The sequence below is a fragment of the Planktothrix serta PCC 8927 genome (assembly GCF_900010725.2).
GTDB classification, from domain to species: domain Bacteria; phylum Cyanobacteriota; class Cyanobacteriia; order Cyanobacteriales; family Microcoleaceae; genus Planktothrix; species Planktothrix serta.
On sequence record NZ_LR734871.1, the window covers coordinates 213,955 to 221,358 of the forward strand.

At 38.9% G+C, this 7,404-nt stretch carries 5 protein-coding genes and 1 pseudogene; 4 read left to right on the forward strand and 2 right to left on the reverse strand.

The features are described from left to right. Positions 1–207 precede the first annotated feature (207 nt). A complete protein-coding gene (locus tag PL8927_RS14250) occupies positions 208–1,737 on the reverse strand; it encodes a carboxypeptidase M32 (RefSeq protein ID WP_083622656.1) in 1,530 nt (509 codons plus the stop codon). 493 nt (positions 1,738–2,230) lie between these two features. On the opposite strand from PL8927_RS14250, the gene PL8927_RS14255 reads away from it, so the two are divergent. The 4 genes from PL8927_RS14255 to PL8927_RS14270 are packed head-to-tail and all read left to right on the forward strand — an operon-like array spanning position 2,231 to position 6,977. After that, entirely contained in the window at positions 2,231–2,926 is a 696-nt protein-coding gene (locus PL8927_RS14255) for a hypothetical protein (protein WP_083622659.1), read from the forward strand. A gap of 46 nt (positions 2,927–2,972) precedes the next feature. Next, a complete protein-coding gene (locus PL8927_RS14260) occupies positions 2,973–4,871 on the forward strand; it encodes a hypothetical protein (RefSeq protein WP_083622662.1) in 1,899 nt (632 codons plus the stop codon). Positions 4,872–4,911: 40 nt separating this feature from the next. Beyond that, positions 4,912–6,333, forward strand: coding sequence for a DUF1802 family protein (locus tag PL8927_RS14265; RefSeq protein ID WP_083622788.1), 1,422 nt, complete (start codon positions 4,912–4,914; stop codon positions 6,331–6,333). 41 nt (positions 6,334–6,374) lie between these two features. Continuing rightward, the gene (locus tag PL8927_RS14270; RefSeq protein ID WP_083622664.1) at positions 6,375–6,977 is read left to right on the forward strand and encodes a cyclin-dependent kinase inhibitor 3 family protein; all 603 of its coding nucleotides are present in this window, start codon (positions 6,375–6,377) and stop codon (positions 6,975–6,977) included. Between the two features lie 238 nt (positions 6,978–7,215). Here the strand turns inward: PL8927_RS14270 and PL8927_RS28035 are convergent. Then, positions 7,216–7,404 (reverse strand): annotated as a pseudogene (locus tag PL8927_RS28035) (alternative ribosome rescue aminoacyl-tRNA hydrolase ArfB); the annotation flags it as partial.

Sequence of the window (7,404 nt, forward strand, 5' to 3'; positions counted from 1 at the left end):
ATCATCAAAATCAAAGAAAGGAGACAGTGACTCACGGTTTCCTTCATATTTAATTAGGGCTTGCTGAAAAAAGGGGAAAAGCCAGAACAGGGGGAGGAGAAGACAAGAAAAAATGAATCAGGTGCAAGGAATGGGTGNAGGGACGCCACCCCTACGATAAAATATTACAACCTATTTAGGGTTGCTATAATAATTAGAAATCCGGTTTCATAATTTGCATTGGTAGAGATATTCATATTTATGACGAATATAATGTAAAAATGGATCAATCGTTAAAGATGAACCTGTAACCTGTTCAATTAATTCTTGGGTTGTGAATTTCCGGCCGTGTTGATAAATATTTTGTTGCAACCATTCTAACAACCGTTTTACGCTTCCCCGTTCAATTTCAAAGGGGATTTCAGGATCGAAATGAACAACGGTATCATAAATTTGGGCTGCGATTAAATTTCCTAATGTATAACTTTGGAACATTCCCCCAATTAATCCAATATACCAATGTACATCTTGTAATACTCCCTCGACATCTGTTGTCGGGATAACGCCTAAATCCTTTCTATAGCGTTCATTCCAAGCTTCAGGTAAATCAGAAATTGCTAATTTTCCCTCTAACATTGCTAACTCTAAATCAAAGCGAATCATGATATGTAAATTATAGGTAACTTCATCCGCATCCGTCCGAATTAAAGAGGGTGTAACTTTATTAATGGCTTGATAAAATTGTTGGGTTGTTACCTGTCCTAACTGTCGCATAAATACCCCCTGTAACCGAGGATAAAACCATTCCCAAAACCCCCGACTGCGACCGATCATATTTTCCCATAAACGGGCTTGACTTTCATGTAAACCAGAGGAAGCACCTCCCGCTAACGGTGTTCCTTCTAATTCTGAATTAATTCCTTGTTCATAAAGCGCATGACCCGCTTCGTGAATGGTACTAAATAGCGCTTGTTCGAGATGGTGTTCATAAACACGGGTAGTAATTCTGACATCATCAATCGAGAATTTTGTCATAAACGGATGCAGGGTTTTATCCTGTCGTCCCCGTTTTAAGTCATAACCTAAACAGTGAATTACTCCCAGACTAAATTTAAGTTGTTCTTTTGGAGAAAAGTTTTGATATAAATAAGAGTCATTTAACGGAGTACAAGCGGTGATCGCTTCCACCATCGGCACTAATTGTTGACGCAGGGGCTCAAATAGCGATCGCACCGTCCCCACCGTCATGCCTTCATCCTGTTGATCAATTAAGGGATCGGCAATATGTTCATACCCCGGAAAACAATCGGCATATTCCTGACTTAATTCTAAGGTTGTTTGTAAATAGGGCTGAACGATGGCAAAACTTTCGGCTTCCCGTGCTTTCGCCCAGGCGTTATAGGCGGCAGATTGATGTTGAGATATCTGGGCCATCAGTGTTGAAGGAACTCGCACGGCCCGATCATAATCTCGACGAGTGACACGAATTAAACTGGCTTCTAGGGAAGGGTAGGGAAGGTTGGCGGCTTCTGTCCGTAAGTCTTCTAAGAGTTGTCCCAAAACGGGATCGGTAAATTTTTCATGGGCCAGACGTCGTAACGTTGCCATTTGTCGGCCTCTAGCTTGAGCACCACCAGGAGGCATATAGGTGGCTTGATCCCAATACAATAGGGAAATTGCCGCTTTAATATCGTTAATTTCCGTGAGGCGATCAAGCAGTTGCGTGAATTTTGGGTTTGGGGACGAAGAAGCGGACATGAGGAAACCGATAAATCGGATATTCTAACTTAAGAACAGCTTAAACGATGTTGGACAGATGTTGATCAATCCGCAAAATTATTTCAGGAAAAATTAGGTTTTTGTGCGGTGGTTTCAGCTTAATTTTATCGAGATCACCTTAAAAAACCCGAAAAACCCGATTTCTACATCCGTACTGTTTTGGCTCAGAGAAAAAGGGTTTGACTTTTTGCCAAACGCTGTAACGGCAGGTTTTAGGGGGAATAATTGTTAATCTTTAATTTTTTTTATATTGAAACAATATTAAGTTCTCTTCCTTTCCTGGCCAGCAAGGAGGCAGAAGGGTTAGGTTATTTCTGTGGATCGGGGAGAATTGATCACCCCTGGTATCAAAATTTTTTAACCTCTACAAGAATATACGGATTTGTACTCACTAAAATGAACATCTTAACTTTTAATTAATCCCCATTTGATGTAAAATTTGATCGGTTTATTCAATCCTGTCATCAATAATATGTCATCCACACCTTCTATAGATGCTTCTAGTTCTGTTTCTGCTGCGACTGAAACCGTTGAAAAAACTCGTTTCCTCTTGACATTATGGGCAATGAGTTGTACCGAGGAAACGGTTAAAAAAAGTGAGTTGACCAGTAAAGTTAAGCAAAAACGCAAGGGGAAAAAGGTTGGTGTTTCTCAAAGTCTTTACGACGAACTGCAAGCGGCGGATGTCATCAAAATTTATAAACAAAATCAAACGCCTATGGTATCACTCACCGATACCGGAAAACAAATGTTAATTGATTCGTTAATAAATCCTGACTTTGTGTTTGATGCAACGGTTGTGGCGTCTCGGTTAGCCAATGGGTTAATTGCGTTAATTCGAGAACTGCATCAAGGAGGAATTCCTCTAACATCTGTTAAACAAGTTACCATCGCTTCTTATGAGGAGTTTAAAGCGATCGCCCTTCAGGTGTATGATCAATTAAATAAAGATTATAACTATGATAACTTAGTCCCCATTTATCGCATTCGTCGGACGATTGGGGATCAGGTTACTCGTTCACAATTCAATGAATGGATGTTAGAAATGCAAGCTAATGATATTTTTCAATTCATTGGAGGGAGTGTGGAAGATAGCGCACCAGACAAAATTGAAGATTCTATCAGCACCGAACTGGTTGGCTTACGTTGTTATGCTAAACGGTTATAAAGCTTTTCTAATCCTTCATTATTCACCTATTATTTTTGGTTAAATCATGAATACTTCTGAGTTTAGTAACATTGACGATCTGATTCAACAACATAATCCGTTTGCTGGACATACAGTGGTTAGAAATTCTCAAGTTTGGGGCAAAAGTTTACCTGATGTCCCCTCAATTAATGCTCATGTTTCTGATACTGTTTTTGAGTCGATTCATAAAATCAATCAAAACTCTATGCAAACGGTAGGGATTACAGTTGTTGGTGAAAAAGGATTAGGCAAAACTCAAGTAATTAGTCGGATTCGCCATCATTATAAACAAACGGATCAAGTCTTGTTTATTTATATGGGAGACTATGGAGAAAAACTCTCTAAAATCAAAAGCAAATTTCTGGAAACCCTAACTTCTAGTTTAAGAGCTTATGGTCAATATGAAGGAATCATGCAATGGCAAGAAATAGCTACCCATTTAATTAATGAAGCTAAAGGATGGAATCATACCGCAGAACAATATATTCAAAGATTTCCTGATTGGTTAAATAAACATTCAACTAAGGCTGTAGATCATTTTACAGACTTAATTTTTTCCAAACAAAATCAAATCATTGAAAATCCTTATATAATCAGAGCTATTTTATGGACACTTTCTCGTCCCCATGCTATCTATGCAACCTATTGGTTATCGGGAATGGAGTTAGCAGAAAGACAAGCTCAAGATATGGGATTACCAAACTTCAAAACTGGAGAAAAAGAAGTAGAATCTTTTAAGACAACTTGCCAAATTCTGAATTTAGTTAGTCAATATAAAATTCCGGTTATCTGTTTTGATGAACTTGATACAATTCATGTTGATGAGTTAACGGGTTTTTCTTTAGTCCAAATCACTGCAAGTATGGCTAAAGATTTATTCAACAATATTAAGCGGGGTTTATTGCTTTTAGCAATGTATGAAGAAACTTGGGCACAAGTTAGATCTTTGCCCCAAGCAGAAGCCGTTATTCATAGAATTGCGAGTTATCCTCAATTGGGACAACGGATTTCTTTAAACTATTTAAAGCCAGATGATATCATCGCATTAGTATCTCAATGGTTAAAGGAATTTTACGCCCAGCATCAAGTTGTTCCTCCTCATCCTTTATATCCATTTACGGAAGCTCAACTCATAGAATTAGGGAAGCAAAGACCAATGACTAGAGGTGTTTTAAGTTGGTGTGCTTCCCAGTGGAAAAAAGACAAAATTGATTCTCCAGCTAACCTAGATGTAGTTAAACCTGCTTTTGAAAATGAACTCGCAGAAATTGAACAGAAAATTACCGACCTTTTAGAAGACAGTGATCAACTTGCGGAAACCTTAGCTTTTAGCTTTGAACGAATCATCGGAAAAACGATTGAAAATGTCGAAATTAAAAGTATTGAAAGATTTAAACAGAGAAGCTGTTATCTGCATTTCAAAATCAATGGCATAGAAAACAGCCAACCTGTTAAAATTGGATTAGCTGTGATTCAGCAATCAGGAGGAATTGCCGTTCAAGCCATTCTTAAACAACTTGGAAATTATCAAAGATTTGATTTAACGCGAGGTTGTTTGGTTCGGTCTAAAACAATTGGTCGTAATGCCAGATTAGCACACAAATATCTGAAAGAACTGCAAGACGAAAAAGGTGGAGAATGGGTTCGTATCCCAGAGGAAGATATCAAACCTTTATTAGCAATATACGCAGTTTACAAAAATCAAGAAAGTTATGGGGTAAAACCAGAGCAAATTTTCGACTTTATTGAAAAATCGGAATTAGTGATCAAAAATCAGATCATTTGTGAAATTCTGAGTGACCCTTCCGGTCAAGCACCGGATGGTTTAATTGATGAAGATATCCCCATTAGTATTCCTCCTAGTAGTGATGATCAAGATGTTCTTAAATCGCCCATTGATTTGGGGGGAAATTTTTTCAGTTGAAAAAAAAGGAAAAAGGAGAAAATCAACATCAATACCTATCATGAATCAGCTATCTATAGCAACAGCTTTCTGTTTACCCGCGCCTGATATTGAGGCTTTAAACCAAGGTCGAAATATCTTAGTAATGCCTAGAATATTTATGGGACAAGGGCGACTATTTGCCCTTTATCCGACGGATATTGAATTTAATTCCTTACCGTTAGAACAATATTATCGTCCTGGTTTTATTCCAACAGCTAAACAGAGTATTGCAGAACTCAATCAGGATAAAGTTAAAATAAAAGTTTGGGCTAAATGTGAAGATTGCCAAACATTGGATAAACCAGAAGAGTTGGAAACTTTATCAAAATTAACCGTTTGGACAGCAGCAGCCTTACACAAAACCCTAGAACAACGGGGTCATATTTTTCTCGCTTATTTTCGAGTTTATCGACTTCCCCAACCCCTAGAAATTGATCCAGTTTCTAATAGTCAGTTTATTTCCCTTCCTTATGCCATAACCGTTGATGAAAATCAAGCCATTCTTGATTCTAATCAGTTTGAAACTCTATATCGAAAAATTCTCAATCGTCAACCTCCTGAACATCCTGAATTAGAAGAATTAGAAAATGCGATCGCCCAATTAACCCTAACTGATCCTGATGCTCAATTCTTCAAAGATCAGATTCAAACCTTTTTAGGTTGGAAACCTGAACAACGTTGTAAAATTTCTGAAAATTTAAACTGGATTTATACCATTAATCAATTAGGAACAACAGCCGAAGGAGGAAATTATGAAAAAGGTACAGCCTTTGAAAAAATTGTACATCAAAGTTTAAACTTTTTAGGATTTGAACTTGATCAAAATGCCAAAGGTGGCGCCGGGGGAATGGATTTATATTGTACAAAACCCTATCCAATGGTGGGAGAATGTAAAGCCGGACAAAGTATTCCCGCAGGCGCAACCCAAGAATTAATTAGACTCGGAGGAACCCATCTCGGTCAACAACTATTTAATCAAGCGGTTAAATTAATTATTGGCCCTGGTAAACCCACACCACAAGTACAGAAATCAGCCCAAGAATTTAAAATTAGTATTATTAATCCCATGACATTAGAAAAACTCGTTAAACTCCAAGCTCAATATCCCGGTTCAGTCAACTTATTTGAACTCAAAGACTATTTACAAGCAGGTCAAATGGATGATAAAATAAATGAATATATTGAAATGGTGGTTAATCGTTTAAAATTGCGATCGCATATTATTCAACTGTTTAAACAACTCAATCAACCGATCAATTTAGATAATTTGATCGGGGCTTATTCCTTCTCTAACCCCCCACAACCCTTAGAACGAGAACAATTAAAAGAAATCCTGATAGAACTCTCCTCACCCCTAACGGGTTACTTAGGACGTACACCCGATGAGCGCTTTTACTTCCTAAGAGAACTCATAGTAGACCAAAGCCAAAGTTTTGATTAAAATTTGTAAAGCAGTTTGACGTCAAATCCATTGGCCCAACTATGAACTACGCCAGAACATCCAATAACTTCCCCATTAACGTTGATTTTCTCCCCCCTGACGTCATCCCCTTTAACGGAAAAATCGGCATGACCTACGCCCCCGGAAAATCTCATCAAGGGATGCACGTTCTCTGGGATCGGAGCTTATATCACGACCTAGACCGCCTGCGCTACTTCTATCACACCGATGTTTTGGTATCCCTAATTGAACCCCACGAATTTCATAAAGTCCAAATTCCCACCCTCTTCCCCGAAGCTCAAGCTAGAGGAATGGAAACAATTTGGTTTCCCATTCCTGACTTGAAAGTTCCGACCTCAATGGAAGGCGTCATTAACCTAGTCCCCCAAATTCTCGATCGAGCCAAAGCAGGTAAAACCGTTGTCGTTCACTGTATGGGGGGATTTGGACGCACCGGAACTATTGTGTCTTGCTGTTTAGTGACCTTGGGTTATACTCCAGAAAATGCGATCGCTATTGTCCGCCATACCCGTGAATATTGCGTTGAAACCACCAAACAAGAAGAATATGTCAGCCTATTTTCCCAAGCGTGGAAGCAGTCATCAATTGTCGGGGCGGGGTTACGCTCATCCGTGTCAACTTAACGTTAAAAGCCTTGAAATAAATTTCAGGCGTAGGGGCGGGGTTACGCTTATCCGTGTCAACAATCACGCTAAAAGCCTTGAAATAAATTTCAGGCTAAAAGCTCAAACCCGTTAAAACGGGTTAAGAAAGACAGGTATTTAGTTATCTTTAGATAACTTTAGCTTTCAGCCCGAACTTTAGTTCAGGGCTAACGTCGGTGTTGGGTTAAGCTCCTCCTAGATTTGAACCTCCAGACCGCTACTCTGTAATGACTTTTCCGCGCATCATTTTTAGGTGCGATCGCTTCGTTTTACTATCCATCCGCTTTCTTTGAGAACTGCGAGTGGGTTTACTCGGTTTGCGGGGTTTAGGAATGGCGATCGCACTTTTAATTAAGGTTTGAAGTCGTTGTAATGCTTCTTCTCGATTCTGCTCTTGAGTACGGTA

Bases quoted from the DNA above. Each gene is read 5' to 3' on its own strand.
- PL8927_RS14250 (WP_083622656.1), bottom strand. From the start codon at position 1,737: ATGTCCGCTTCTTCGTCCCCAAACCCAAAATTCACGCAACTGCTTGAT.
- PL8927_RS14255 (WP_083622659.1), top strand. From the start codon at position 2,231: ATGTCATCCACACCTTCTATAGATGCTTCTAGTTCTGTTTCTGCTGCG.
- PL8927_RS14260 (WP_083622662.1), top strand. From the start codon at position 2,973: ATGAATACTTCTGAGTTTAGTAACATTGACGATCTGATTCAACAACAT.
- PL8927_RS14265 (WP_083622788.1), top strand. From the start codon at position 4,912: ATGAATCAGCTATCTATAGCAACAGCTTTCTGTTTACCCGCGCCTGAT.
- PL8927_RS14270 (WP_083622664.1), top strand. From the start codon at position 6,375: ATGAACTACGCCAGAACATCCAATAACTTCCCCATTAACGTTGATTTT.